General features: G+C 64.4%; 23 protein-coding genes. 10 read left to right on the top strand and 13 right to left on the bottom strand.

The annotated features are described in order from the left end of the window. Positions 1-9: 9 nt before the first annotated feature. Both IM760_RS04560 and IM760_RS04555 read right to left on the bottom strand, forming a co-directional pair. Entirely contained in the window at positions 10-1896 is a 1887-nt protein-coding gene (locus IM760_RS04560; protein WP_204427363.1) for an amidohydrolase, read from the bottom strand. Between the two features lie 149 nt (positions 1897-2045). Next, positions 2046-2663 (bottom strand): glutathione S-transferase family protein, encoded by a 618-nt coding sequence (locus tag IM760_RS04555; RefSeq protein ID WP_204427362.1) that lies wholly within the window; start codon positions 2661-2663, stop codon positions 2046-2048. A 177-nt stretch (positions 2664-2840) separates the two neighbouring features. Between IM760_RS04555 and IM760_RS04550 the strand changes: the two genes are divergently transcribed. Then, the gene (locus IM760_RS04550; RefSeq protein ID WP_204427361.1) at positions 2841-3437 is read left to right on the top strand and encodes a hypothetical protein; all 597 of its coding nucleotides are present in this window, start codon (positions 2841-2843) and stop codon (positions 3435-3437) included. Between the two features lie 204 nt (positions 3438-3641). Here IM760_RS04550 and IM760_RS04545 read toward each other — a convergent pair whose 3' ends face one another. After that, complete coding sequence (locus IM760_RS04545) at positions 3642-5471, bottom strand: 5'-nucleotidase C-terminal domain-containing protein (RefSeq protein ID WP_204427360.1); 1830 nt, start codon at positions 5469-5471, stop codon at positions 3642-3644. A gap of 223 nt (positions 5472-5694) precedes the next feature. Here IM760_RS04545 and IM760_RS04540 point away from each other — a divergent pair, with 223 nt between their 5' ends. Beyond that, positions 5695-6390, top strand: a complete 696-nt coding sequence (locus IM760_RS04540) for a DUF3592 domain-containing protein (protein WP_204427359.1) — start codon at positions 5695-5697, stop codon at positions 6388-6390. A gap of 91 nt (positions 6391-6481) precedes the next feature. On the opposite strand, the gene oadA is transcribed toward IM760_RS04540, so the two are convergent. Together oadA and IM760_RS04530 are read right to left on the bottom strand one after the other, a co-directional pair. Next, positions 6482-8305, bottom strand: a complete 1824-nt coding sequence (gene oadA / locus IM760_RS04535) for a sodium-extruding oxaloacetate decarboxylase subunit alpha (RefSeq protein ID WP_204427358.1) — start codon at positions 8303-8305, stop codon at positions 6482-6484. Positions 8306-8321: 16 nt separating this feature from the next. Beyond that, the gene (locus tag IM760_RS04530; RefSeq protein ID WP_204427357.1) at positions 8322-9740 is read right to left on the bottom strand and encodes an acetyl-CoA carboxylase biotin carboxylase subunit; all 1419 of its coding nucleotides are present in this window, start codon (positions 9738-9740) and stop codon (positions 8322-8324) included. Between the two features lie 137 nt (positions 9741-9877). On the opposite strand from IM760_RS04530, the gene IM760_RS04525 reads away from it, so the two are divergent. The 3 genes from IM760_RS04525 to IM760_RS04515 all read left to right on the top strand — a co-directional run bounded on the left by IM760_RS04525 (position 9878) and on the right by IM760_RS04515 (position 12581). After that, the gene (locus IM760_RS04525) at positions 9878-10786 is read left to right on the top strand and encodes a LysR family transcriptional regulator (protein WP_204427356.1); all 909 of its coding nucleotides are present in this window, start codon (positions 9878-9880) and stop codon (positions 10784-10786) included. 80 nt (positions 10787-10866) lie between these two features. Then, positions 10867-11394 (top strand): TetR/AcrR family transcriptional regulator, encoded by a 528-nt coding sequence (locus tag IM760_RS04520; RefSeq protein WP_204427355.1) that lies wholly within the window; start codon positions 10867-10869, stop codon positions 11392-11394. Beyond that, the gene (locus IM760_RS04515) at positions 11394-12581 is read left to right on the top strand and encodes an MFS transporter (RefSeq protein WP_204427354.1); all 1188 of its coding nucleotides are present in this window, start codon (positions 11394-11396) and stop codon (positions 12579-12581) included. The genes IM760_RS04520 and IM760_RS04515 overlap by 1 nt, the downstream gene beginning before the upstream one ends. Here IM760_RS04515 and IM760_RS04510 read toward each other — a convergent pair. The 5 genes from IM760_RS04510 to IM760_RS04490 form a co-directional block, all read right to left on the bottom strand. Then, complete coding sequence (locus IM760_RS04510) at positions 12566-13384, bottom strand: ABC transporter ATP-binding protein (protein ID WP_204427353.1); 819 nt, start codon at positions 13382-13384, stop codon at positions 12566-12568. The two genes, IM760_RS04515 and IM760_RS04510, sit on opposite strands and share 16 nt — an antisense overlap. Beyond that, positions 13381-14166, bottom strand: coding sequence for an ABC transporter ATP-binding protein (locus IM760_RS04505; protein WP_204427352.1), 786 nt, complete (start codon positions 14164-14166; stop codon positions 13381-13383). Before IM760_RS04505 ends, IM760_RS04510 begins: the two co-directional genes overlap by 4 nt. Beyond that, positions 14163-15173 (bottom strand): branched-chain amino acid ABC transporter permease, encoded by a 1011-nt coding sequence (locus IM760_RS04500; protein ID WP_204427351.1) that lies wholly within the window; start codon positions 15171-15173, stop codon positions 14163-14165. The genes IM760_RS04505 and IM760_RS04500 overlap by 4 nt, the downstream gene beginning before the upstream one ends. Then, a complete protein-coding gene (locus IM760_RS04495; RefSeq protein WP_204427350.1) occupies positions 15173-16048 on the bottom strand; it encodes a branched-chain amino acid ABC transporter permease in 876 nt (291 codons plus the stop codon). Before IM760_RS04495 ends, IM760_RS04500 begins: the two co-directional genes overlap by 1 nt. 77 nt (positions 16049-16125) lie before the next feature. Then, the gene (locus tag IM760_RS04490; RefSeq protein WP_239549615.1) at positions 16126-17283 is read right to left on the bottom strand and encodes an ABC transporter substrate-binding protein; all 1158 of its coding nucleotides are present in this window, start codon (positions 17281-17283) and stop codon (positions 16126-16128) included. Between the two features lie 257 nt (positions 17284-17540). Here IM760_RS04490 and paaX point away from each other — a divergent pair, with 257 nt between their 5' ends. After that, positions 17541-18467 carry a phenylacetic acid degradation operon negative regulatory protein PaaX gene (gene paaX / locus IM760_RS04485; RefSeq protein WP_204427349.1) on the top strand — a complete coding sequence of 309 codons (927 nt, stop codon included), beginning with the start codon at positions 17541-17543 and terminating at the stop codon, positions 18465-18467. Here paaX and IM760_RS04480 read toward each other — a convergent pair. Beyond that, the gene (locus IM760_RS04480) at positions 18464-19066 is read right to left on the bottom strand and encodes a phenylacetic acid degradation protein PaaY (RefSeq protein ID WP_204427348.1); all 603 of its coding nucleotides are present in this window, start codon (positions 19064-19066) and stop codon (positions 18464-18466) included. The two genes, paaX and IM760_RS04480, sit on opposite strands and share 4 nt — an antisense overlap. A 292-nt stretch (positions 19067-19358) precedes the next feature. Between IM760_RS04480 and paaG the strand changes: the two genes are divergently transcribed. The 4 genes from paaG (at position 19359) to paaK (ending at position 23263) form a co-directional block, all read left to right on the top strand. Further along, the gene (paaG, locus tag IM760_RS04475; RefSeq protein WP_204427347.1) at positions 19359-20159 is read left to right on the top strand and encodes a 2-(1,2-epoxy-1,2-dihydrophenyl)acetyl-CoA isomerase PaaG; all 801 of its coding nucleotides are present in this window, start codon (positions 19359-19361) and stop codon (positions 20157-20159) included. A 68-nt stretch (positions 20160-20227) separates the two neighbouring features. After that, the gene (paaI, locus tag IM760_RS04470; RefSeq protein WP_204427346.1) at positions 20228-20689 is read left to right on the top strand and encodes a hydroxyphenylacetyl-CoA thioesterase PaaI; all 462 of its coding nucleotides are present in this window, start codon (positions 20228-20230) and stop codon (positions 20687-20689) included. After that, entirely contained in the window at positions 20686-21894 is a 1209-nt protein-coding gene (pcaF, locus tag IM760_RS04465; protein WP_204427345.1) for a 3-oxoadipyl-CoA thiolase, read from the top strand. Before paaI ends, pcaF begins: the two co-directional genes overlap by 4 nt. A gap of 61 nt (positions 21895-21955) precedes the next feature. Then, the gene (gene paaK / locus IM760_RS04460) at positions 21956-23263 is read left to right on the top strand and encodes a phenylacetate--CoA ligase PaaK (protein ID WP_204427344.1); all 1308 of its coding nucleotides are present in this window, start codon (positions 21956-21958) and stop codon (positions 23261-23263) included. A gap of 134 nt (positions 23264-23397) precedes the next feature. On the opposite strand, the gene IM760_RS04455 is transcribed toward paaK, so the two are convergent. Both IM760_RS04455 and IM760_RS04450 read right to left on the bottom strand, forming a co-directional pair. Further along, positions 23398-24015: a hypothetical protein gene (locus IM760_RS04455; RefSeq protein WP_204427343.1), complete on the bottom strand. Its 618-nt coding sequence runs from the start codon at positions 24013-24015 to the stop codon at positions 23398-23400. A gap of 2 nt (positions 24016-24017) precedes the next feature. Further along, positions 24018-25061 carry a DUF262 domain-containing protein gene (locus IM760_RS04450; RefSeq protein ID WP_204427342.1) on the bottom strand — a complete coding sequence of 348 codons (1044 nt, stop codon included), beginning with the start codon at positions 25059-25061 and terminating at the stop codon, positions 24018-24020. Between the last annotated feature and the right edge of the window lie 29 nt (positions 25062-25090).

Genomic DNA, 25090 nt, shown 5'->3' with positions numbered 1-25090 from the left:
GTCCCGTGTTCAGTGCCGGGCGCCGGTGAGGCGCTGGAAGATCACTTCCAGACCCGGGGCGAAGCAGCCGTCACCACCAAAGTGGCCTTCCCCGCGGTGGGCGTGGTCATGGGCCGCCAGGGCCGGGGCCAGGCCGAGTGCCGGGGGCGCGTTGAGAGCCGTGCCGGCTTCCCGGCGGTAGAGGCTTTCCCCTTCCTTGATGGTCTCTTCCACCCTCAGGTCGATCAGCGTTTCCGGCTTCACGGTTAAAGGGTTGTCCGAGAGCACCACGAAGTCCGCCAGCTTGCCCACTTCGATGGAGCCCTTGCTGGCTTCCTCGAAGTGCTGCCAGGCGGACCACAGGGTCATCGCCTTCAGCGCCGTCATCACGTCCACTTTCTGGTTCTCGCCCAGCACCCGGCCGCTGCGGGTGGTGCGGTTCACCGTGGCGTCGAGCACGCGCATGGAATCCGGCAGCGCCACCGGGGCGTCGTGGTGGGTGGTGAAGCGCATGCCCCGCTCGCGCAGCCAGCCGGTGGGGGAGATGTTCTCCGCCCGCTCCGGGCCGAGCACGGAATCCCGGTGCCAGTCGCCCCAGTAGAAGGTGTGCATGGGGAACAGGGACGGGAAGATGCCCAGTTCCTGGAGTGCCGGGATCTGGTCCTTGCGCAGGGTCTGGCCATGAATCAGCACCGGGCGCACGTCCACGCCGGGCACCCGGGCCTCGGCTTCACGCCAGCCCATGATCATCTGGTCGATGGCGCGGTCGCCGTTGGCGTGGGTCAGCGTTTGCCAGCGGTTTTCCAGGGCTTGCGTGTAGACCTCCACCACCTTGTCGTCGTCCACCACGCCGTAGCCGGCGTAGTCGGCGCCCTTGCCTTCCGGCGGCTGGTAATAGGGTTCGGTGAGCCAGGCGGTCTTGCCCTGGGGCGAGCCGTCCAGGGTCAGCTTGATGCCGCCGATGCGGAAGTGGTTGTGGTATTGCGGCGTGCTCTCCACGTTGTGATAGAACGGCGGCACCATCAGCTCCGCCACCCCCGGGTTAAGAATGTCCGGGTAGGAGACGATGTCCGCGCGCAGGGCGCCGGCATTGGCCGCCGCTTCGGCGATCTTTACGTGCATGGGGGCGCTGCGGCCGTCCTGCAGCGTGGTGTAACCGTAGCGGGTGTAGAGCTTCTCGCCTTCCTGCAGCATGGCGATGGCCTGCTGCGGGTTCATTTTCGGGAACAGTTTGCCCAGCGCCATGAAGAAGGCGTTCTCTTCCAGCAGGCCGGTGGGTTCCCCGGTGGCTGGATCCTTGACGATCACGCCGCCCTTGGGGTTGTCGCTGTCGGCGGTGATGCCAAGTTGCTTGAGGCCGGCGCTGTTGACCACGCCGAAGTGGGCGGACTGATGAATCACCAGCACCGGCTGATCGGTGCTCACCCGGTCCAGCTCTTCCCGAGTGGGATGGCGTTGTTCGGTCAGTTGCGAATCGTCGTAGCCGAAGCCGTAGATCAGGCCGAATTGTTCACGCAGCACCGAGTCCTTCGAAAAGGTCTTCAACGTTTCGACCATGGACGCCACATCGGTGACGCCGCCGTCCGGCGGCGGCAGCAGGTTGGCGCTCATCGCCTGGAAGCCGACGAAGAACACATGGCCGTGGGCGTCCACGAAGCCGGGCAGCAGGGCGCGGCCTTGCAGATCGTGGACGGCGGTGGCCTCGCCCTGGTAGCGCAACACCGCCTTGCGTTTGCCCACGGCGACGATGCGCCCGTCGCGCACCGCCACGGCTTCCGCCTGAGGGTGCGCGTCGTCGATGGTGATGATCGGTCCGTTCAGCCAGATGGCGTCCGCCGGCTCAGCCGGCGGTGCGTGCTGGCACCCCACCAGGGCCGCCAGGCCAATCGCCGGCAGCAGTCGTTTGAAGAAAGTCATGGCTCTCCCTCTTTCGTTATCGTTGTTTTCGGTCGGGCGTTTTTGTCCCGCCCGGCCTTATCATACGCCCTCGTACCGGGTTGCGGTCGGCTTCACGTTGCGCGCCGCCTGGATTGCGTGCGCCGGGCTGTCGGTCCGCACATGAGTATTCAGGTCAGAGGCGTCATTACCGCGCTCTGGAAGGCCGGGCGGCCACAAAGGCGCTCGTACCAGGCAGTGAGGTGGGGCAGGTCCGGGCGTTCGATGGGCATCGTGAACCAGGCGTAGGCCAGACACCCCAGCGGGATGTCGGCGATGGTCAGGTCCTCGCCGGCCAGGAACGGTCGGTTGCTCAGCGCCTCGTCGGCGATCCGCATCAGCCGCTCGCACGCCAGCCGGCCCTGCTCCATGGCGGCGTTGTCCCGTTCCTCCGCCGTGCGGCGTACGCGGTTCCAGAACAATTGTTTAAAGGGTTCGGCGAACGAGAGCGAGGCCCAATCCATCCATTTTTCCGCTTCGGCCCAGGCGACGGCGCTGTCGGGCAGGAACGGCGGCTGGCCATGGCGGCGGGCCAGGTAGCGCACGATGGTGTTGGATTCCCACAGCACCAGTCCATCGTCCTCCAGGCAGGGGACCAGGCCGTTGGGGTTCATGGCTTTGTATTCCGGGGTATCCACGCCCCCAAAGGCGCCACCCACTTCGATGTGTTCCGGCTTCAAGCCCAGTTCCGCCGCGCACCACAGTGCTTTGCGTACGTTGGTGGAGTTGGCGCGCCCCCAGAGTTTCATGGTGTTTGTCCTGATCATGAAGAAGGAACGCAGAGGCTACCATGCAAGGCGAGGCGCCGCCTGTCCCCCGGGACCGCTTCACGATTCGAAGTCGGCTTCGTTGCCTGAGCATCGCCGCTTGGGTAGGTTGGCCCTTCCTTTTTAGTGTTTGCTCAATGGATAGCGGTGGAGTACGGGATGTCGTCGTTCGGTCGTTGGTTGGCGTTGTCGGTGATCGGTGGCGTGGCGTTGCTGATGGCGGTGGCCCGCTGGGGCGAGCCGGCCCGGGCGGAGGAGCGAAGCGGCTGGTTGTACCAGCAGTTCGGCGATCAGGGCGTGGTGCTGGGGATGCTGGCCATGGGGCTGGTGTTCCTGGTGCTGGGGCTGATCGGCATGGCGCGCTCCGGCCGCGCCCTGTGGCGCCACCGGCAAGCGGGCAGTCCGTCTTCGCCGCCCAGCGCCGCGACGCCCGGTGGCGTGCGTCTGGCCGGCGGATTGCTGCTCACCGGCGGCGTGCTGTGGACGGTGTTTTACCTGGGTGGCAAGGCCCGCGCCCTGGCCACCGGCGCGGCCGCCGTGGAGTACGGCTATCTGGCGGTGCTGGTCGGGCCGCTTGCGGTAGCGCTGGGGCTGTTCTATCTGCTGGTGCGGCCCGGCACGCTGCAGGGCGTGCAGGCCATGAACCGGCGCGAGCGGCTGTGGTTCCTGGTGTTCCTGGCCGTCGGCATACTCGCCGGCGTGGCGCTGGGCGTCGGCCTGCCGGCCTGGGCGCCGATGCTGGCGGGCGGTCCCTGAGCGCGGTGGGGTTCCCGTGGATTTGGTAGGAGCGACTTTAGTCGCGATTTACCGCGGTACTATTTTCATCGCGACCAAAGCTTCATCGCGACTGAAGTCGCTCCTACACCAAGGCCTTCAATTAGGGAGCCACGTCCTGTCGTGGTCGGCGGGCAGCCCATAAAAAAGCCGGGCGGAAACCTCCGCCCGGCTTGATCGCTCTGGCTAGCGCAGGTCGGTGACGGACTTGAGGCTGTACTGGTTCGGGTCCAGGGCCGGCAGGGTCTGGTCCGGCAGCTCTTCGCGGAAGTACTCCAGCAGGGGCACCACGTAGGTGACGTTGGAGTTTTCGAAGGCGTCCGGGTTCGCCGTTTGCACCTCGCCGAAGGTGACGTAGCCGTCCTTGCCCTGGCCGGTGAAGGAGTTGGTGGCCACCGAGTAGGTTTCGCTTTCCACGATGGGCGCCCAGTTGCCGTTGTCGTCGCGCACTTCCACGTTTTCAATGCCGGTGCCTTCCGGGGCGCCGAGCGTCACGTCGTAGCGCAGGCCGGCGGCGTAGGGGAAGGCGCCGGTGGAGGCGGAGATGCCCTGGGCGTAGTCCAGGCCTTCGTTGAGCACCTTGACGATCTGCGCGCCGGTCATGTCGATGGTGACCACGGTGTTGGAGAACGGCAGGATGTCGTAGGCGTTGGCCACGGTGAAGGTGCCGTCGTTCAGTGGCGCGCGCACGCCGCCGGCGTTCTGGATCGCCACGTCGGCCTTGGGCAGATACTTCAGGAAGGCGTCGGCCACCACCCAGGCGGTGTAGCTGCCGGTGGGCGTGTCGCCGGCGTTGAACGGCGCCGGGATGCGCTCGAAGGGCATCGGCTCGGTAACCTGGCCCAGGGTTTCCTGCTTGAAGCTTTCCATCTGCTCTTTATAGGGCGCCAGGATGTCCAGGATTTGCCGGGATTCCTCGGCGGTGCGGATGGTGGTGAGATCGTCGATCACGCCGTTGATGCGGGCGGTCTGGTCCGCGTCGGCGGTGACCCAGGCGCCGCCGGCGTCCTGCACCTGGTAGGGGCCGCCCACCAGCAGTTCCATGTTGCCGTCGATGTCGGTGACCACGCCGTCCGCGTCGAAGTCGATGTTCAGCCGCCCGAGGCCCTTGGCGTATTCCCAGGCTTGCACGATGTACACCGGCTTGCCGTCCGGGTCCTGGACCACGGTGGGGTAGTCACCGTCCACCTCCAGGCCCATGGCCGCCAGTTCGCCGGTGGAGTCGAGCACGTTGTGGGTGTCGCCGCCAATGATCACGTCGATGTCGCGCACATTTTCCGCGAGCACCTGGTCGAACTCATAGCCCAGGTGGCTGAGCACGATGAACTTGTTGATGCCCTGATCCTTCAGCGCGTAGATGTGGTCGCGCACGGACAGGATCTCGTCGTCGAATTCCACCGCGTCGGTGACCAAGGAGGACTCCCGGGTCTTCTCCACTTTCAGCACGCCGATCACGGCCACCTTCTCGCCGTCGATCTCCTTGACCACGTAGGGCTTGATGTCGCTGTTGAACAGCGGGCTGTCCACGGTGGGGCGGATGTTGCCGGTGATCACCGGAAAGTTGGCGGTTTCCAGCAGGTCGCGCAGGTGCGCTTCGCCTTCGTCGAATTCGTGGTTGCCGAGCTGGTAGGCGTCCAGGCCCAGGGTGTTGAACACCTTGAAGTCCACTTCGCCCTTGAACAGGCTGAAATAGAGGGTGCCATTGAGCTCGCCGTTGTTGAGCACCAGGGTATGGTCGTTCCGGTAGTCGTTCATGGCGGTGATGATGCGCGGGAAGCCACCCAGGCTCAGCCGAACGGGTTCGCCGCCGGGCTGGTTGGCGTCGTAGTCCAGGTTCAGATCGTAGCTCTGGCCTTCGAAGTAAGAGTGATGGTCGTTGGTGTACAGAACCTGCAGGTTCAGGGGTTTGGCGGCGTCGGACGTGCCGCCGTGGTGGTCATCATCGCCACCGCAGGCGGCGAGAAAAAGTGACAAACCGGTGACGGCAAGGGCGGAAAAACGGAATTGGAAAGGCACGGTCGGCTCCCATGGCTTCTGCGTGGAGGATCAGCGCGGGAGGTTAGTGGGGCCGTGTGACAGGCCGGTGGCAGTTTCTTTGCCGTGGCTTTCGCGTCCTGCTTCGCGGCGCGTTTTCGTGCGTTACCGCTCGGCACCCCGCGGGGTAAGCCGGTAAAGTGCCGCGCTCGAACCACCAGGGCAACGAGACAAAGCAAGGCATGAATGGGGGAGAGCATTCCGTATGAAAGTGACCACCGTGGCGGGCGCCGGGCTGCTCGCGTTCGGCGTGCTGGCATTGGCCGGCGGCGGCACAGCCGCCTGGAACAGCGCGCGCTTTCTGGAGACCGCGGTGACCGCCGCTGGCGTGGTCACCGATCTGGTGCCCAAGCGGGACAGTGAAGGCGACGTGCTGTACAGCCCCAAGGTGCATTTTCGGGATCGGGAAGGCCGGAGCGTGGTGTTCGTGCCCAATATGAGCAGCCGCCCGCCGGCCTACGAGGTGGGCGAGCGGGTGGAGGTGCTGTACGCACCGGGGCACAGCGAGGACGCGCGTCTTCAAGGTTTCTTTTCGCAATGGGGCGCGCCCCTGATCGCCGGCGTATTGGGCGTGATTCTTTGCGTGGTGGGTGCGGGTTTCCTGCTGTGGCCGAGGTGGAAGGCGCGCAAGGTGGCCTGGCTGCGCAACAACGGCCGGAAGGTGGCCGCCGAGCCGGTGGAGGTGGTGCTGGATCATTCCATCAGTATCAACCATCGCCATCCTTACCGGATCGTGTGCCAATGGCGGGATCCGGCGAGCGGCGAGACGCATGTGTTTCGCAGTGACGCGCTGTGGACCGACCCGGGTCCGATGCTCGGCCATCAACCGCTCACCGTGTGGGTGGCGCCGGACGATCCGCGCCGCTACCACGTGGAGCTGCCGTTCCTGAAAGAATCCTAAAAAAGCGCCGCGACGGTTAAGGCAAACGTCGCGGCGGTGAAAACGGCGCCCGGGCGGGCGCCGGTGGAGTGGGTCCCGGTAACGGGAAAAATCAGCGCACTTCGATCAAGACTTCCCCCGGGGTCACCCGGTCGCCCTTGGCGACGAAGATCCCTTTCACGGTGCCGCCGCTGGGGGCCTGCACCTCGGATTCCATTTTCATCGCCTCGATCACCAGCACCGGCTGGCCGGCTTTCACTTCGTCGCCTTCCGCCACCAGCACCTCGACGATGTTGCCGGGCATGTTGGTGGTCACGTCGCCGGGGCCGCCGGCCTGCTTGCGGCCGCCTTCTCCGTCGCCTTTCTGGTAGGCGTTGAGCGGTTCGAAGATCACTTCCTCGGGCATGCCGTCCAGGGTCAGGAAGAAACGGCGCTTGTCGCTGCCCTTCAGGCCCACCCCGGTGATCGCCACCTGATAGGTTTCGCCGTGGACGTCGATCATGAACTCGGTGGGCTGGCCGGCCACCTCGGCGCCGGCGGCCTGGCCGCTGTCCGGCGGCAGCAGCGGCTCGGGTTTCAGGGTGCCGGCGGCCCGTTCTTCCAGGAAGGCGCGGCCGATGTCCGGGAACATGGCGAAGGTGAGCACGTCCTCTTCGTTGCCGGCCAGCTCGCCGATGTCCCGGCGCAGCTTGCCCAGCTCCCGGGGCAGCAGGTCCGCCGGGCGCTGGTCGATGACCTCCTCGTTGCCCACGGCGCGCCGTTGCAGGGTGGCGTCCACCGGCGCCGGGGCGGCGCCGTAGTGGCCCAGCAGATAGCGCTTCACTTCGTTGGTGATGGTCTTGTAGCGCTCGCCGGCGAGCACGTTCATCACCGCCTGGGTACCGACGATCTGCGAGGTGGGCGTGACCAGCGGCGGGTAGCCCAGGTCCTGGCGCACCCGGGGAATTTCCGCGAACACCTGGTCGATCTTGTCCAGGGCGCCCTGTTCCTTCAGCTGGTTGGCCAGGTTGGACATCATGCCGCCGGGCACCTGGTTGACCTGCACGCCGATGTCCTCGCGGGTGTAGTCGCTTTCAAACTGGTGATACTTCTTGCGCACCTCGCGGAAGTAGTCGGCGATGGGTTGCAGCTTTTCCAGATCAAGGCCGGTATCCCAGGGCGTGCCTTTCAGGGCGGCGACCATGGATTCCGTGGCCGGGTGGCTGGTGCCGCCGGCGAACGGCGACAGGGCGGTATCGATATGGTCCACGCCGTTCTCGATGGCCTTCAACTGGCACATCGGGGCGAGGCCAGAGGTGTTGTGCGAATGCAGGAACAGGGGCAGGTCCACCGCGTCCTTGAGGGCGGCCACCAGTTCAGCGGTGGCATAAGGGGTCAGCAGGCCGGCCATATCCTTGATGGCGATGGAGTCGCTGCCCATGTCCGCCAATTGTTTGGCCAGCGCCACGAACCGCTCCGGGGTGTGCACCGGGCCGGTGGTGTAGCAGAGCGTGCCCTGGGCGTGCTTGCCGTTTGCCTTCACCGCGCGCAGGGCGGTTTCCAGATTGCGCGGGTCGTTCATGGCGTCGAACACCCGGAACACGTCGATGCCGTTGGCGGCGGCGCGCTCCACGAAGGCGTCCACCACGTCGTCGCCGTAGTGGCGGTAGCCGAGCAGGTTCTGGCCGCGCAGCAGCATCTGCAGGCGGCTGTTGGGCAGTGCCTCGCGCAGCTTGCGCAGCCGCTCCCAGGGGTCTTCCTTGAGAAACCGCACGCAGGCGTCGAAAGTGGCGCCGCCCCACACCTCCAGGGACCAGAAGCCGGCGGCGTCCAGCTGCTCGCAAATCGGCAGCATGTCCTCGGTACGCAGACGCGTGGCGATCAGGGATTGGTGACCGTCGCGCAGGACCACGTCGGTGACTTTGATTTTCTTGCTGTTTTTCGCGTTGGTATTCATGGCGAATCTCCTGCGCTTATAGCCCGGTGTGAGCGGCAATCGCGGTGGCGATGGCCAGCGCGATTTCTTCGGGTTTGGTCTTTTCGGAGTAGTCGAGCAGTTCCGGGTGGGTGTCCACGTAGCTGGTGTCGAACTGGCCGCTACGGAAACCGGGATCGTCGAGAATCTTCAGGTAATAGGGGGCGGTGGTTTTCACCCCTTGCAGGCGCATGTCGTTGATCGCCCGCTTGGCCCGCTCCAGCGCGTCTTCCCAGGTCAGGCTCCAGGCAATCAGCTTCAGGCACAGGGAATCGAAGTGCGGCGGAATGGTATAGCCGGTGTAGATGGCGGTATCCACCCGTACCCCCGGGCCGCCCGGCGCGTAATAGCGACTGATGCGGCCGAAGCTGGGCAGAAAGTTGTTCTTCGGGTCTTCCGCGTTGATCCGGAACTGCAGCGCGAACCCCTGATGGCGCACGTCGCTCTGCCGGTAGGCCAGCGGTTCCCCGGCGGCGATGCGGATCTGCTCGCGCACGATGTCCACGCCGGTGATCTGCTCGGTGATGGTGTGCTCCACCTGCACCCGGGTGTTCATCTCCATGAAAAACACCTGATTGCCGGTGAACAGGAATTCCACGGTGCCGGCGTTGGTGTAGCCCACCGCCTCGGCGGCGCGCACCGCCAGGTCGCCCACGTAGGTGCGCTGCTCCGGGGTGAGCTGCGGGGAAGGGGCGATCTCGATCAGCTTCTGATTACGGCGCTGGATCGAGCAGTCGCGCTCGAACAGGTGGATGGTGTTGCCGTGGTCGTCGGCGAGGATCTGCACTTCGATATGGCGCGGGTCGACGATGCACTTTTCCAGGAACACATCGGCGCTGCCGAACGCCTTGGTGGCTTCCGAGACCACCCGTTCGTAGTTGCGCGCCAGCTCGTCCTCGTTGTCACAGCGGCGGATGCCGCGACCGCCGCCGCCGGAGGTGGCCTTGAGCATCACCGGGTAGCCCACCCGGTCCGCTTCCCGGCGGGCCTCGTCCAGGCCGCTCAGGTTGTTTTGCGAGCCCGGTGTCACCGGCACGCCGGCGTCGATCATCGCCTGGCGGGCGCGGGTCTTGTCGCCCATGCGCCGGATCACCTCCGCCGAGGGCCCGATAAAGGTCACGCCCCGCTGGGCGCAGATCTCCGCCAGCTCCGCGTTCTCGGAAAGAAACCCGTAACCCGGGTGCAGGGCGTCGCAGCCGGTCTGCACCGCCATGTTGACGATATGGTGCGGGTTCAGATAGCCGGCCAGCGGGTCGTCACCCAGGCTGTAGGCTTCGTCGGCGCGCTTCACGTGCAGGGCGTAGCGGTCCGGTTCGGTGAACACCGCCACCGAGCGAATACCCAGCTCGGCGCAGGCGCGCACGATGCGCACCGCGATCTCGCCACGGTTGGCGATGAGGATTTTTCTTATCGGCATGCTGCGTCTCCCGAGGGCCCCTGGGGGCGTCAGTGACCGCACGGTACCGGGAAAATGGCGGGGCAAAGAAATTGATATTACTATGAGGCAACATAACCAATTACTTATAAGTAAGTGCACGCTTACTCGTTAAGGCCATGAGTACCGCCTACCTAAGCCGCCTGACCCTGCGCCAGTTACGCATTTTCCTGACCGTGTGCCAGCAGGAGAGCTATTCCCGCGCCGCCGAGGAACTGGCCCTGACCCAGCCGGCGGTGAGCGCCCAGGTGCGCAACCTGGAAGAACTGATCGGCGAGCCGCTGTTCGATTACGTGGGCCGCCGGCTGTCGCTGACACCGGCGGGCCAGGCCATGCGCCGGGCCGGCCAGGACCTGATGCAGCGCCTGGGGCAGGCGGAAATGGAGCTGGCGGAACTGCGTGGGGTGATGCAGGGCACTCTGTCCCTGGCGGTGGAAAGCAGCGCGCAGTACTTCATGCCCGACCGGATCGCCGCTTTCTGCCGGCGTCATCCCGAGGTGGAGGTGCGCATGCGTGTCATGAACCATGGCGAGGCCCTGAAAAGCCTGCGCGAGGAGCGCCACGATCTGACCATCATGGGCCTGGTGCCCGACGACCGGCGCCTGAGCTTCGTGCCGTTCCGGCAGAACCGGCTGGTGGCGGTGGCGCGGCCGGACCATCCGCTGGCGGGGGTGGGGGATGTGTCCCTGAACCGCTTTCTGGCGTTTCCGCTGCTGGTCCGGGAGCCCGGCTCCGGCAGCCGCCGCGTGTTCGAGGCACTGTACCAAAGTCGGGGGCTGCGCCCGAGCCGCTGCCAGCAACTGGGCTCCCTGGAATCCATCAAAGCCGGTGTGCGTGCCGGTTTGGGTCTGGCGGTGCTGCCCCGGGAAGCCTGCGACGACGACCTGGAGGCCGGCCGGCTGGTGACGCTGATCGTGGAGGGCCTGCCCCTGAAGCGCTCCTGGTGCGTGGTGCATCCCCGCGCCCGGCAACTCACGCCGGTGGCGGAGGCGTTTTTCCAAGCGCTGACCGTGCCCGAGCGCGGGTGACCGGCGGCTGAGTTTGCCGGGGGTTCAATGCGTCGCCATCACGCTTGCATGAGGTAAAGTGATCGTTTTACCCTGCGCCGATGGATCACCGCAGCAAGCTTCTCAAAGCCGCCGAGCAGTTGTTCGACCGCCACGGTTTCACGGCCACGGGCATGGACCGCCTGACCCGGGACGCCGGGATGTCCAGTCGTACCCTCTACAAGCTCGCCGGCAGCAAGGCCGCGCTGATCGCCTCGGTGCTCACCGAGCGGGATCGGCGCTTTCTGCAACGGATGGACGTGGACAGCCTGGAAGGGCTGTTCGACGCGCTGGCGGACTGGATTCGCGCGGAAGGTGCCCGGGGTTGTCTGTTCCTGCGCGCCCACGGTGAAACCGGCGGGAACCAGGCGGCCATCACCGCCGCCCTGTGGGCGCACAAGCAGGCCTTGTTTGAACGCATCCAGGCGATCCTGGCGGCGGAAACCGGGGGCCGCGGGGACCCGGTGTTGGCCGAGCAGGTCATGATTCTGCACGAAGGCGCCACCGCGGCGGCGGTCTATCGCGGCGTGGACGCGGTGGCAGCCGCCCGTGCGGCGGCCATCGCCTTGGTGCGGGCGGGACCTTCCTGATGAAAGCGGGCGTTTCCCTGGGGGCCACCGGCTTCGCCCTGATCGCGGTCTGTTATGGCTTTGCCCGCTTCGCGTTCGGGTTGTTTCTGCCGCGCATCAATGCGGATTTGTCGCTGTCGTCCACCCTGGGCGGGCTGATCGCCGGGGGTTCATTTCTGGCCTATTGCGTGGCCATCGTGCTGGCGGCGCACCTCACCGAGCGCCTCGGCCCGCGCCGGGTGGCGGCGGCGGCGGCCCTGGTGGCCGGGGCGGGGATGACCGGCATCGCCCTGGCGCCGTCGGGGCTCTGGTTGGCGCCGGCGGTGATGCTGGCCGGCTCCAGCACCGGCCTGTCATCGCCGCCTCTGGCGGCGGCGGTGTCCAGGGTGGTGGCGCCGGCGAGGCAGGCACTCACCAACACCGTGATCAATGCCGGCACCAGCGCCGGGGTGATCCTGTCCGGGCCGGCGGCGTTGCTGGCCGGCGCCGATTGGCGCCTGGCCTTCGGGCTGTTCGCGGCCACCGCGTTGGTGCTGGCCCTGGCGGTGGTGTTCAGTGTGCCCGGGCGCCCCGGTAAAGCCTCCGCCTCGGCGGACCCGCGGTCGTTGTACCGGCGGTTGCCGGTGCGGCTGGTGGCGGCGGCGTTTCTGGCCGGGGCGGGCAGCGCCGCGCTCTGGTCGTTCGGCGGTGAACTGGTGGCCCTGCGGTTGGACTGGGACACCGGCGACGCGGGCCTGCTGTGGATCGCCATCGGCGTTGCCGGCGTGGTGGGCGCGGTCGCCGGGCGTTGGGTGGACCGGTTCGGCATCGACCGGGTGCATCGGGTTTTTCTGGTCATGCAGGCGGCGGGCATCGTGCTGGTGGGCGCCGGCTGGACCACGCCGGCACTGACCCTGACCGGCGGCGCGCTGTTTGGCGCGGCCTATATCACCCTGACCGGGATCTATCTGGTGTGGGGCGTGCGGGTGCTGCCGGACCGTCCGGCCAGCGGTCTGATGGTCGGCTTTCTTACCGTGGCCATCGGCCAGACCGCCGGCGCGCCGGTGTTCGGCTTCTTGATGGATCGGTTTCCGGCGCTGCTGCCGGTGACCCTGTTCGCGGGCGTGACGGTGCTGGGGCTGTTCGCCCGCGCCGGCAAGGATATGCCCGGCGCGGCCGATGCCGATGCCCGCGGGGCGGGCCTGGCCGAACCTCAGCCGCCCAGGTAGGCGGCTTTGACGCTGTCGTCGTTGAGCAGAGTCTGGCCGCTGCCGGTGGCGACGATGTCGCCGGTCTCCAGCACATAGCCCCGGTCGGCGATGGCCAGGGCTTCCGAGGCGTTCTGCTCGACCACAAAGATGGTGATGCCCTCGCGTTTCAGCTCGGTGATGATGCCGAAGATCTCCTCGATGATCAGCGGCGCCAGGCCCATGCTCGGCTCGTCCAGCAACAGCAGGCGCGGTTTCGCCATCAGCGCGCGGCCCATGGCCAGCATCTGCTGCTGGCCGCCGGACAGATTGCCGGCGTGCAGGCGGCGCTTTTCCTTGAGGATCGGGAAGCGCCGGTACATGGCTTCCAGGTCGTCGGCCACGCCCTTGTCCCGGCGCCGGCTGAAGGCGCCCAGCATCAGGTTGTCCTCCACGGACAGGCCGGCGAACACCTGGCGGCCTTCCGGCACCTGGACGATGCCCCGGTGCACCCGGTCGGCGGCCTTGCGCCGGTTCAGGTTCTCGCCATCGAAGGTGACGGTGCCGCCGGTGAGTGGCTGCAGGCCGGAGATCACTTTCAGCAGGGTGGACTTGCCGGCGCCGTTGGCGCCCACCAGGGCCACGGTTTCGCCGGGATGAATGGCCACGTCCAGACCGTGCAGGGCCTCGATGCGGCCGTAGCCGGTGCGGATGCCCTTCAGGTCCAGCAGCGGTGTGCCACGGGCGGCGTCGGTGCCGTCCGCGCGCTCGCCGGCGGGCCGCGGGTCGTCGGCCGGGCGCGCCCGTTGCTGGGTTTGCGGGTCGGCGGTCACGGTGGTGATCATGCGGTGGCCTCCTCGCGGGAATGGCGGTTGCCCAGGTAGGCGTCGATGACGTCCGGGTTGGCGCGAATCTCCTCCGGCGTGCCCTCGGCCAGCTTGCGGCCGTAGCAGAGCACCAGCACCTGGTCGGAAATGCTCATCACCAGCTTCATGTCGTGCTCCACCAGCACCACGGTGATGCCCTTGTCGGCGATCCGCCGGATCACGTCGCGCAGGGCGTCGGTCTCGGTGCGGTTGAGGCCGGCGGCGGGCTCGTCGAGCAGCAGAATATCCGGCGAGGCCGCCAGGGCGCGGGCGATTTCCAGACGCTTGAGCGCGCCGTAGGGCATCGCCGAGGCGTGGTGCTTGATGTATTGCCCGCAACCCACGAATTCCATCAGTTCGGCGCATTCTTCGCGGCACCGTTGGTCCGCCCGGCGCAGGGCGGGCAGCTTGAACAGGGAGGTGAAGGTGCCCTGTTTGAGGTGCCGGTGGCGGCCCAGCATCACGTTTTCCAGGGCCGTCATGTTCTGGCAGATCTGCAGGTTCTGGAAGGTGCGGCACATGCCCAGCGGCGCCAGCTCATGGGGCTGGTGGCCGGCCAGGCTGCGGCCGTTGAGATGCACGCTGCCGCTGCTGGGCTGGTAGAGCCCGGTGATCAGGTTGAACAGCGTGGTCTTGCCGGCGCCGTTGGGGCCGATGATGGAGTGGATGCGGCCTTTCTCCACCTGGAAGCTCAGGTCCTCCACGGCGTGCACGCCGCCGAATTCCTTGCCCAGCTTGTCCACGGAAAGCAATGCGGTCATGAGGCCTCCTTCTGGAAGCGGCGCGCCAGGGTCGGCACCAGGCCACGCGGCATGAAGATCATCACCACCATCAGGATGGCGCCGAACAGCACCATCTCCAGCTCCTGGAAACCGGTGAGAAACTGCGGAATCAGCAGCAGGATCACGGTGCCCAGGATCACGCCGTAGGTGGACGCCATGCCGCCCAGCACGACGATGGTGATCAGCTCGATGGAGTGGGTGAACGAGGCGATATTGGGCGTGATAAAGCCGCCGTAGTAGCCATACAGGCTGCCGGCCAGGCTGGCGTAGACGGCGGAGATCACGAACACGCGCAACTTGAACTTGCCGGTGTCCACGCCGGCCACCTGGGCGGCGATTTCCGAGCCGTGCAAGGCGCGCAGGGCGCGGCCCAGGGGCGAGTCGATCAGGTTGAGCGCGAACAATACCGACAGGAACAGAAAGCCGGCGGCGATGCCGTACCACACCTGCGTGCCGGTGATGGCGACACCGAACAGGTCGTAGCTGCCGAACACGCTGAGTTCATGGCCGAACAGGCTCAGCGGCGCCACCGGCAGGCCGTCCGGTCCGCCGGTGAGCTGGTCCTCGTTGTTGATGACGATGGCGGCGATGACGCCCAGGCCCAGGGTGGCCATGGACAGGTAGTGGCCCTTCAAATGCAGGATCGGCTTGCCCACCAGCCAGGCCAGCACCGCCACGCCCACCGCGGCCAGCACCATGGCCGGCACCGGGGTGAGCTCGAACTGTTGCACCAGCAGGGCACTGCCGTAGGCGCCGGCGGCGTAGAACGCCGCGTGGCCCAGGCTGATCTGGCCGGCGTAGCCCACCAGCAGGTTGAGGCCCACCGCCACGCCGGCGGTCAGGGCGATCTTGATCATCAGGTCGTAGTGGTAGTCGTTGCCGGCCAGAAACGGCAGCACCAGCAGGATCACGGCGAGCACCGTCAGCCCCGGCCATTTGGCGGTGGCGCGGACCCGGGACGGGCTTTGCGGAATCGCTTCGCTCATTACACTCGCTCCACGGCGCGGCTGCCCAGCAGACCGTTGGGCAGGAAGAACAGAATCGCCAGGATGATCACGAAAGGCACCGCGTCCTTGTAGTCCGACGAGATGTAGCCGGCGGTATAGGCTTCGGCCAGCCCCAGCAACAGACCACCGAGAATGGCGCCGGTGCTGCTACCCAGCCCACCGATGGCGGCGGCGATAAAGCCCTTGAGGCCGAGCATGATGCCGATGTCGTAGGAGGTCAGGGTGATGGGCGCCACGATCACGCCGGCGGCGGCGCCGATCACCGCGGAAATGCCGAACGCCATCATCAGAATGGCGCCGGTTTTAATGCCCATCAGGCTGGCCGCGTCCTTGTTCATGGACGTGGCCAGCAGTGCCTTGCCCAGGGTGGTGCGGGTAAAAAACAGCCCCAGGGCGGTGACCAGCACGGCGGCGATGCCGAGAATCCACAAGCTCTGGGTAAGCAGGATGGCACCGCCCAGGTTGATCGATTCGGTGGCGCTGAAATTCGGCAGGGCGTGATATTCCTTGCCCCAGAACACCTGCGCCAGCCCGCGCAGAAAAATGGACGCGCCGATGGTGATGATGATCAGCGTGACCACGTCGGCGTTCTTGGCCGGGGCGATGGCCAGGCGGTGCAGCAGGATGCCGGCCACGCCGGCCATGGCGATGGCCAGGGGAATGGCGAAATAGATCGGCACGCCGGCGTCCATCAGGACCACGGTGCCCATGCCGCCGATCATCAGAAATTCGCCCTGGGCGAAGTTGATCACATGGCTGGCGTTGTAGATCAGGGTGAAACCCAGGGCCACCAACGCGTAGATGGCGCCCAGGGTGACCCCCGAGAAGGTGAACTGGAAAAACTCGCTGAACATGATTCTGCCCGGGAAGGTCGTGGGGGAAGGGCGGGGAAGATCGCGGCGGCGGCGCCGCCGCGATCAGGCGTGAGGACTTATTCCGTCAGCGCCCAGTCGCCGTCCTTCACTTCGAGGATGCGGAAGGATTCGGCGGTGAGGCCCATATGGTCCTCGGGGCTCATGCGGTAGGTACCGGTCACGCCCACGGCGCCGTCGATGTTTTCGAGGGCGTCGCGCACCTTCGCCTTGTCGGTGCTGCCGGCCTTCATCAGGGCCTGGACCGCCAGTTGCAGGCCGTCGTAGGCATAGGCGCCGAAGGTGGACACCGACTCGTTGTAGTGGCTTTCGTAGTCGTTCTTGTAGCGGTTCAGGACGTCGTACTGCGGGTCGGACTTCGGCAGCTTGTCCGCCACCAGCAGGGCGGAGGCGGGCAGACGCAGGCCTTCGGCGGCGTCACCGGCCAGTTCCAGGAAGCTGTCGGAGGCCACGCCGTGGGACTGATAGAAGGGAATCTCGATACCCAGCTGCGCGTAGTTGCGGGTCACGATGGCCGGGCCCTGGCCGAAGTCGAAGTTCAGGATCGCCTGCACGCCGTCGGTGTTGCGGATGCGGGTGAGCTGGGCGGTGGTGTCGGTGTCCTTCGGGTTGTAGGTCTCGTCGGCGACGATCTCAATGCCGAAGTTGCCGGCTTCTTCCTTGGTCACGTTGCGGCCGGAGGCGCCGAAACCGCCGGTGCCGGAAATCAGGCCGATCTTGGTGAATCCACGGTCCTTCATGTCCATCAGGATCCGGCGCGCGGCCTGGCGGTCGGACTGCGGGGTCTTGAACACCCACTTCTTCACCGGCGTGGTGATGGTCTCGGCGCCGGCCAAGGAGATGAACGGCACGCCGGCCTGTTCGATCAGCGGCACCGCCGCCATGGTGGCGCCGGTGGTGGAGCCGCCCACGATCAGATCCACCCGGTCCTGGCGCAGCAGGCGGTTGGCGAAGGTGCGGGCCTTGGAGGCGTCACCGGCGTCGTCGTAGTGGATCAGCTCCAGCTTCTTGCCGAGCACGCCGCCGCTGCCGTTGATCTTGTCGATGTAGAGTTCCAGGGTTTTCAATTCCGGATCGCCCAGGAAGGAGGCCGGTCCGGTAACAGAAAGGAAGGAACCGATTCGGATGGTGTCGGCGGCCTGGGCCGGCACGCTGGCCAGGGTCAGACCGAGAGCGGTGACCGCGCCGGCGGCCAGCTGTTTCAGCATTCTTTTCATTATCGCACCTTTAAACGTATGCCAGTTGTTCTTATGGCGGGCCCGCGATGTCCCATCCGGGCCCGACGATAGGCACAGGTATAAAGCGATACGCCATACAAGTCAATACGGCGTTTAATGTGTCATAAAAGTGGACCTATGCCGCCAAGTCCCCGTTTTAGCGTGGAATTCGTGTGTTGTTTGTGTCATATAGAGGGGCCGTTTGGTAGTATGTCGAATCTTTTCGAGGGCCCGTTGGCGCATAAGGGGATAGGGTTTTGGACCTGCAGTCCGATCATCTGGAAACGCTGATCAAACGCTTTCAGCAGCGCCGGCCGCTGCGCACCGGGTCGCTGATCATCACCGTGTTCGGCGACGCCATCGTGCCCCGTGGGGGCACCGTCTGGCTGGGCAGCCTGATCGAATTGCTGGCGCCCATGGGTGTCAACCAGCGGCTGGTGCGCACCTCCGTGTTCCGGCTCACCCGCGAGGGCTGGCTGATCGCCGAGAAGGTGGGGCGGCGCAGCTATTACGGCCTCACCGGCGCCGGCCGGCGGCGCTTCGAAAAAGCCTTCAAGCGCGTGTACTCCGGTGGCCAGCCGGCCTGGGACGGCGCCTGGACCCTGGTGATCCTCAATCAACTGGACGCCGACCGCCGCCGGGACGTGCGCCAGGAACTGGAGTGGATGGGCTTTGGCGCCTTCGCGCCCACGGTGCTGGCGCACCCGGGCGTGGACCGCGCCGAGCTGAACGCCTCCCTCCAGGAGCTGGGCGCCCTGGACGACGTCATTCTGTTCCAGACCGATACCGTGGATCAATTCGCCACCCGACCTCTGCGCCGTCTGGTGCGCGAAGCCTGGAACCTGGATCAGCTGGCCGAGGGCTACCGGGACTTTCTCGATCAGTTCCGGCCGCTCTGGAATCAGATGCGCAAGGAGCGGACCCTGCCGCCCCGGGAATGCTTTCTGGCGCGCACCCTGCTGATTCACGAATACCGGAAATTGCTGCTGCGCGACCCGCTGCTGCCCGATGAACTGCTGCCCGCCGATTGGGAGGGCCGCGCCGCCCGGCAACTGGCCCGCAACCTTTACCGGCTCACCGGCCAGGGCGCGGAAACCTGGATCAGCCAGCACGCGGAAACCGCCCAGGGGCCGCTGCCGGAGGCCGGCGACGGCTTCTACCAGCGGTTCGGCGGGCTCGACTAGCCCGCCGCTTCCTCCCCTTTGGGGGCGATCTTGTTGGTCCGCATGCGCGGGCGGTCCGCTTCCTGCTCGGTGAGCGGGTCGCAGGGCTTCATCGCTCGTTGATAGCGACGCGCCAGCTCCTGGTATTCCAGGGTGCCCTCGTATTTCCAGCGCACCTCTTCCTCGCTGAGCTCGCGTTTCACCACCGCCGGCGCGCCGATCACCATGGAGCGCGGCGGGCAGGTGAACCGCCCTTTGACCAGGGCGCCGGCGGCGACGATGGACGACTCGCCGATCTCCGCATAGTCCAGAATCACCGCGTTCATGCCCACCATGGCGTTACGGCCGATGCGGCAACCGTGCAGCACCGCGCCGTGGCCGATGTGGCCGTCTTCCTCGACCACGGTGTCGGTGCCGGGGAAGCCGTGCATCACACAGGTATCCTGCAGGTTGGCGCCGCGTTCCAGAATAAGGCGGCCGAAGTCGCCGCGCAGGCTGGCGCAGGGGCCCACGTAACAGTCCGGGCCGACGATCACGTCGCCGATCAGCACCGCGGTGGGGTCCACATAGGCGTCCGGGTGCACCACCGGGGTGATGCCTTCAAGCTGATAACAGGGCATGGCGGGTCTCCAGATAAAGCGGGGTCGGGGCCGTAGAGGCAGGCTGGATAAGCTACATGACCTGTAATGCGCGATCAAAGGGGTAATCGTGTAACATGAACAGGTGGGGCGAGGGTGTTGTTTCAAGTTATTGTTTTAAAATAAAAAAAGAACAAAAAAAGACAAGAAGAGTGTTTTCTGGTGCGTAAATGCGATACACGAATATGTGTCTTATGTATTGACTGGTGTCATGTTTGAGCTATGCTCGGAAACACCTCACACGTCATCTGTCATGAGAGATAAGAGACGCACCATGGCCTACGACACCATCGAATTTTCGCTTCGCGACGGCGTGGCCACCCTGGCCCTCAATCGGCCGGACCGCCTCAACAGCTTCAACGAAGCCATGCATCAGGAAGTGCGCCAGGCGCTTACCGAGGTGCAGGCGGCGGTGGAAGCCGGCGACTGCCGGGCGCTGCTGCTCACCGGCAACGGCCGTGGCTTCTGCGCCGGCCAGGATCTGTCCGACCGCAATGTTGCTCCCGGCGACGAGATGCCGGACCTGGGTTACTCCATCGAGACGTACTACAACCCGCTGATCCGCACCCTTACCGCCCTGCCGGTGCCGGTGGTGTGCGCGGTCAACGGCGTGGCCGCCGGTGCCGGCGCCAACATCGCCCTGGCCTGCGACATCGTGCTGGCGGCGCGTTCCGCCAGCTTTACCCAGGCGTTCGCCAAGATCGGCCTGGTGCCGGATTCCGGCGGCACCTGGCAGCTGCCCCGTCAGGTGGGGCTGGCCCGCGCCAAGGGCCTGGCCATGCTGGGCGACAAGCTCGGCGCCGAGCAGGCCGAGGCCTGGGGCCTGATCTGGCGGGTGGTGGACGATGAGGCCCTGCGCGACGAGGCCGCCCGCCTGGCCGCCCATCTGGCCACCCAGCCCACCCGCGGGCTGGCGCTGATCAAGCAGGCGCTCAACGAAAGCGGCACCAACGACCTGGACACCCAGCTCGACCTGGAGCGCGACCTGCAGCGTCAGGCCGGCCGCACCGCCGATTACCGCGAAGGCGTCGCCGCCTTCATGGAAAAACGCAGCCCGAAGTTTTCGGGTCAATAAGTCAATAAATACATACGCAGAGGAGCCTTGGCGGTTCTGGCGCCGGGGTTCCCAGGGAGAGCAGTACCATGCCCGAATCCTCCGCCACGGTGGATGCCGGCGCCCTGGCACGGCAATGCGCCGACGCCATGTTTGCCCGTGACCGCGCCAGCCAGGCCCTGAACATGCAGGTTGAGAGCGTGGCGCCGGGCCGCGCCGTGCTCACCATGCCGATCACCGAGACCATGATCCAGGGGCACGACTCCTGCCACGGGGGCTATATTTTCACGCTGGCGGACTCGGCCTTCGCCTTCGCCTGCAACACCTACAACGACGCCACCGTGGCTTCCGGTTGCTCCATCGAGTACGTGGCGCCGGGTAAGCTGGGCGACACCCTGACCGCCGACGCCCGGGAGCAGACTCGTAAAGGGCGCACCGGCGTTTACGATGTGCGCGTCACCAACGGCGACGGTGAGCTGGTCGCCCTGTTCCGCGGCAAGTCCTACAAAATCCGTGGCCCGGTGATTCATGAACAGGAGGGCGACGCATGAGCGACGCGCTGATTTTCGATGCCATCCGTACCCCGGTGGGCCGCTACGGCGGCGCCCTGGCCGCCGTGCGCGCCGATGACCTGGGCGCGATTCCCATGAAGGCGCTGATGGAGCGTCACGCCGACGTGGACTGGAGCGCCGTGGACGATGTGTTCTACGGCTGCGCCAACCAGGCCGGCGAGGACAACCGCAACGTGGCGCGCATGAGCTCGCTGCTGGCGGGCCTGCCGGTGGACGTGCCGGGCGTCACCCTGAACCGCCTGTGCGGTTCCGGCATGGACGCGGTGGGCAGCGCCGCCCGCGCCCTGCGTTGTGGCGAAGGGCAGCTGATGATCGCCGGCGGCGTGGAGTCCATGTCCCGGGCGCCGTTCGTGATGGGCAAGGCGGAGCAGGCGTTTTCCCGCCAGGCGGACCTCTTCGATACCACCATCGGCTGGCGCTTCGTCAACAAAATGATGAAGGAGCAGTACGGCATCGACTCCATGCCGGAAACCGCCGAGAACGTGGCCGAGCAATTCAAGGTCAGCCGCGAGGACCAGGACGCCTTCGCCTTCCGCAGCCAGCAGAAGGCCGGCCGGGCGATGGCCCACGGCACCTTCGCCGACGAGATCGTGCCGGTGAGCGTGCCACGCCGTAAGCAGGACCCGCTGGTCGTGCGCGACGACGAACACCCGCGCCCGCGGACCACCCTGGAGGCGCTGGCCAAACTGCCGACGCCGTTCCGTCGCGAAGGTGGCAGCGTCACCGCCGGCAACGCCTCCGGCGTCAACGACGGCGCCTGCGCCCTGCTGATGGGCAGCGAGGCGGCGGCGCAACGCTGGAACCTGAAGCCTCGCGCCCGGGTACTGGGCATGGCCACCGCCGGGGTGGAACCGCGCATCATGGGCATCGGCCCGGCGCCGGCCACGCAAAAGGTGTTGGCCACCACCGGTCTGAAGCTGGCGGATATGGATGTGATCGAGCTGAACGAAGCGTTCGCCTCCCAGTCCCTGGCGGTGCTCCGTGAGCTGGGCCTGCCGGACGACGCCGAACATGTGAACCCCAATGGTGGCGCCATTGCCCTGGGGCATCCTCTGGGCATGAGCGGCGCGCGCCTGATCACCACCGCCCTCCACGAGCTGGAGCGTCGCCAGGGTCGCTACGCGCTGTGCACCATGTGCATTGGCGTCGGCCAGGGCATCGCGGTCATCATCGAAAGAATCTGAAGCAACGCAGCCGGGCGCGGCGCGCCCGGCCATTAGAGAATAAAGAGAGGCGGAGATGGATATGCCATTCAACCTTGAGAACCGTTTCGACTCGGTGGAGATGAGCGACGTCGCCCAGCTCCGCGAACTGCAGCTCGATCGCATGCGCTGGAGCCTGACCCACGCTTACAACAACGTGCCCTTCTATCGGAAGAGCTTCGATGACGCCGGCGTGCACCCCTACGACCTGCGCAGCCTGGACGACCTGCGGCACTTCCCGTTCACGGTGAAGAACGACCTGCGCGACAACTACCCGTTCGGCATGGTGGCGGTACCCATGCGCGACGTGGTGCGCGTGCACGCCTCCAGCGGCACCACCGGCAAGCCCACGGTGGTGGCCTACACCCAGAACGACATCGACGTCTGGTCCGACGTGATGGCGCGCTCGATCCGCGCCGGCGGCGGCCACGCCGGCGACAAGGTGCACGTGGCCTATGGCTACGGCCTGTTCACCGGCGGCCTGGGCGCCCACTACGGCGCCGAGCGTCTCGGCTGCACCGTGATCCCCATGTCCGGCGGCCAGACCGAGAAACAGGTCCAGCTGATCAACGACTTCAAGCCGGACATCATCATGGTCACGCCCTCCTACATGCTTAACATCGCCGACGAGATGGAGCGCCAGGGCCTGGACCCGAAAGCCTCCAGCCTGCGAGTGGGCATCTTCGGCGCCGAGCCCTGGACCCAGACCATGCGCGAGGAACTGGAAGCGCGTCTCGGCATTCACGCCCTGGACATCTACGGCCTCTCCGAAGTGATGGGCCCCGGCGTCGGCATGGAATGCATCGAAACCAAGGACGGCCCGACCATCTGGGAAGATCACTTCTATCCGGAAATCATCAACCCGGAAACCGGCGAAGTGCTGCCGGACGGCGAATACGGCGAGCTGGTGTTCACCTCGCTCAGCAAGGAAGCCCTGCCGATCATTCGCTACCGCACCCGCGACCTGACCCGGCTGCTGCCCGGCCAGGCCCGCCCCATGCGCCGCATCGACAAGATCACCGGCCGCAGCGACGACATGCTGATCATCCGCGGCGTGAACGTGTTCCCCACCCAGGTGGAAGAACAGATCCTCAAGATCGAAGCCCTGGCCCCGCACTACGAAATCCACGTGGAAAAGGAAGGCAACCTGGATCACGTCACCGTGCGCGTGGAACTGAAACCGGAAGCCGCCCCCCAGGCCGAAACCCTGTCCGTGGAAGTGATCAAGGAGCTGCAGCACCGGGTCAAAACCCACATCGGCATCAGCACCAAGGTGGACCTGGCTGCCCCCGGCACCCTGGCCCGCTCCGAAGGCAAAGCCAAACACGTCTTCGACAACCGCCCCAAATAACCCCGCCCGAACGCGCGCTCACCGCGCCACCGGCCGCGCCGCCACCCCGGCCGCGACCGGCCCTCCAAAAGCCGCCCAAAAGGCGGCTTTTGTTTTTTTATGATAAATTTCTTGGTTTTTATATCGACGGGTTTTTACTGCGCGACGGCTTCGCCGATGTTTTTCAAGTTGGCAATATAATAAGCTAGGTAATGTTTGTTTGGTGTAAGGCGCGGGACACTGTTCAGCAGATGGCGGCCGGGGCTTAAATTACCCAAAGGCAAGGTTCCATAGGTCCGTAGTAGCATTCTTCCGTAAGACTTCCTGCTTTCATCTGAGTTATGTGCTATTTGGTTTCTAAGGATCTTCATGTCAGCCAGTATTCTTGTCGAAGCTGAAATTGGGTCGCATAGAGGGTACCCCTCTTTAAGATAGGTTTGGGATCTTTCAATAACGGTGTTCGGTGTTGACCAATCTAAGAATGGCATTGAAGATCTAATTAAATCTCTAGAATGGTTGTATGTCTTGGGTTTTAAAAAAGATTTTGGCTTTTTCCCAGATAGGCAAGGTTTCTCTAGTGTCGCAAGAAGAAAAATTTCCTCGATATAGTTTTCGTAAGCGCGAAAGGCTGACATGAAAAGCCCCTCGCTAAGAAGCTCAATCTGGTTCTTAGAGAATCGAGTTTCTTTCTGATTTATTTCGTCTAGTTTCGATAGCGACTTCATTTCTTTTTCGAAATCCCTATAAGCTGCAGAGATTTTTACTCTAGCCATGTCTAACCTTTGATCGCTTCAATTATCTGATCACATATGAACTGGCTTCTAAAAATTCTTCTGCTTGTGTCTGTGGTTGCTCTTCTTGAGTAGTCGATAAACTTTTGATAATTAGGGCTTTCGTCATCTTCGTCGTAGCGATAGCTTATCTCGTCAAGTCTTACTCTTGCCTTTCTTGTGTTGTTTTTTATATTTACTTTGGGTGTTTCCTCTAGTCCTTTGACGCCAGATATGAAGTGCGCTATAGAGCAAAATAGAGAATAAAATAAGTGAATTCTGCTGAAGTTGCTGTTTTTTAAGTCGAGTGCTGAATATATCTCTCCAATCACACTCATTGTCTGGTGAAAAAGCTCTTCTTTTTTTTCTAAAGGTCCTTCTTCATCTTCTAAGCGTTTATAAAGAGTTGGTATATTTTTGTTGGTCTGTATGCCGTCCACAAGAGCAACGAGCAAGTCAGATGCTAAGGTCGCCTCGGCCATCCTGGAGACTTGAGACTTGGAAAGAATTCCGGCTAAAACCCAATAATCGACATAGTCGTATCCTAGTTTGTAAGCTGTTTGTTTGAAGAAACCTAGATATTTCGCGTTGAGTTGTTCTTGGTTGTTGAGTCGAACTGAGAAGGTGTTTAATCTTGCGAAGATGTCAAGGATGTCGGCATAGGAGGCATCGAAAAGTAAGTCAACACCTACTTCGTATTTCAATATTTCATGTTTTAGTTGATCGGGAAGGCTGGAGTATTTTTTTCCAGCGTATTCGTGGTGGTGGGCTTTTGATATTTTGAATCCATCATCCAAAAATTCGAGTATTGCTCTTAATCGCTGTTGTCCATCAACAACAACGCGGATGTTTCTTGTTCCCTTTAGCTCCTGCGTTATCAAAACTTTTGGGATTGGCTTTCCGCGTATTATGGTGTCAATAAGGTAGGATTTTGCTTTTTCTCCCCACACTGAGCGTCTTTGGAATTCAGGTGACAAATCAAGTAGGCCTGATGAATCCCACTCAATGAAGTCAGATACACTGTATACTCGAGTGTCAAACTTTTTCATCTTCGCTCCTGGTGTGGGCTGAAATTAAT

The sequence above is a fragment of the Alloalcanivorax marinus genome (assembly GCF_016906305.1).
Taxonomy (GTDB): domain Bacteria; phylum Pseudomonadota; class Gammaproteobacteria; order Pseudomonadales; family Alcanivoracaceae; genus Alloalcanivorax; species Alloalcanivorax marinus.
Note: the sequence above shows the minus strand (reverse complement) of the source record. Positions and strands in the feature narration are given on the sequence as shown.